The organism is Pseudonocardia pini (assembly GCF_013870575.1).
Taxonomy (GTDB): Bacteria; Actinomycetota; Actinomycetes; order Mycobacteriales; family Pseudonocardiaceae; genus Pseudonocardia; species Pseudonocardia pini.
The window spans coordinates 1-1,120 of the sequence record NZ_JACBXB010001192.1 but is presented as its reverse complement, the minus strand read 5'-3'; the positions used below and the strand labels follow the sequence as shown (position 1 = coordinate 1,120).

At 75.2% G+C, this 1,120-nt stretch carries 2 protein-coding genes; one reads left to right on the top strand and one right to left on the bottom strand.

Going from position 1 to position 1,120, the window contains the following annotated elements; all coding sequences use genetic code 11:
- Positions 1 to 160 precede the first annotated feature (160 nt).
- Entirely contained in the window at positions 161 to 571 is a 411-nt protein-coding gene (locus H5J29_RS33745; protein WP_181784916.1) for a secondary thiamine-phosphate synthase enzyme YjbQ, read from the top strand.
- On the opposite strand, the gene H5J29_RS33740 is transcribed toward H5J29_RS33745, so the two are convergent.
- Positions 568 to 876, bottom strand: a complete 309-nt coding sequence (locus tag H5J29_RS33740; protein WP_181784915.1) for a hypothetical protein — start codon at positions 874 to 876, stop codon at positions 568 to 570. The genes H5J29_RS33745 and H5J29_RS33740 overlap by 4 nt on opposite strands.
- Between the last annotated feature and the right edge of the window lie 244 nt (positions 877 to 1,120).

The following is a 1,120-nucleotide window of genomic DNA, read 5'->3' as shown; positions in this document are numbered from 1 at the left end:
CACCCGGCCGGTGCCCTTGCGCCAGGCCTGCAGGGCCGCGGCGACCTCGTCGGCCACCTCCCGAGGCGGGACTCCCACGCCGGCGGTGTTCAAGTACCCCTCGGGTACGTCGATCGTCCGTCCGAAGGCCTCGCGCACGCCCGGACCCTACGCTCGGCACATGCACACCGAGCTGATCGAGATCCGGACCGGGGCGACGGAACAGGTGGTCGACCTCACCCGCCGGATCGACGACCACCTGGCCGCGGCGGGCGCGGAGGAGGGCCTGCTGAACGTGTGGGTGCCGCACGCCACCGCGGGGGTCGCGGTGATCGAGACCGGGGCGGGCAGCGACACCGACCTGCTGGAGGCGCTGCGCTCCCTGCTCCCGGCCGACGACCGCTGGAGCCACCGGCACGGCTCCCCCGGCCACGGCCGGGACCACGTGCTGCCCGCGATCATCGCGCCGTCGATGTCGGTGCCCGTTCTCGCGGGCCGCCTCGCGCTCGGCACCTGGCAGTCGGTGTGCCTGGTGGACACCAACGTCGACAACGCCGTCCGGACCGTGCGGCTGTCGTTCCTGGCCGGTTAGAGCCCCCGGACGGCCCGCACCGCGGCCTGCAGACCGGCCTGCGGGTACATCTCCCGCAGCCTCCGCACCGCGGCGGCCTCGCCCTCGTCCGCCGCGATCTCGCGGAGCTCCTCCGCCTCCACCGGGTCGAGGACGACGGCCAGGTTCGGCACGGTGAACCGGCGCAGCGGCTCGACCATCAGCAGCGCCGCCGCGGCGACCACGCCCGCCGCGACGGGGCTCCCGGCGACCAGGCACACCGCCGCCGCGAGGAGCCCGACCACCGGGATCGCCCACAGCGCGAGGACCAGCCCCTTGCGTTCCATGTCGTCCAGCCCACCACACCGCGAGCTGTGATCACCCCGAGACCCTGCCCGGTTAGTCTCCGCCCGTGAGCAGTCCGGACGACCCGAACCAGGAGACCCGCGTCGTGCCCACCGCGGAGCCCACCGAGGTGGGTGTGCCGCAGTACTCGCCGGACTCCGCGCCCCGGTACCCCGGCCAGCCGTACCCCGGGCAGCTGCACACGGGGCAGCCCCTGCCGCCCGAGCCGTCGCCCTGGTCCCCGCC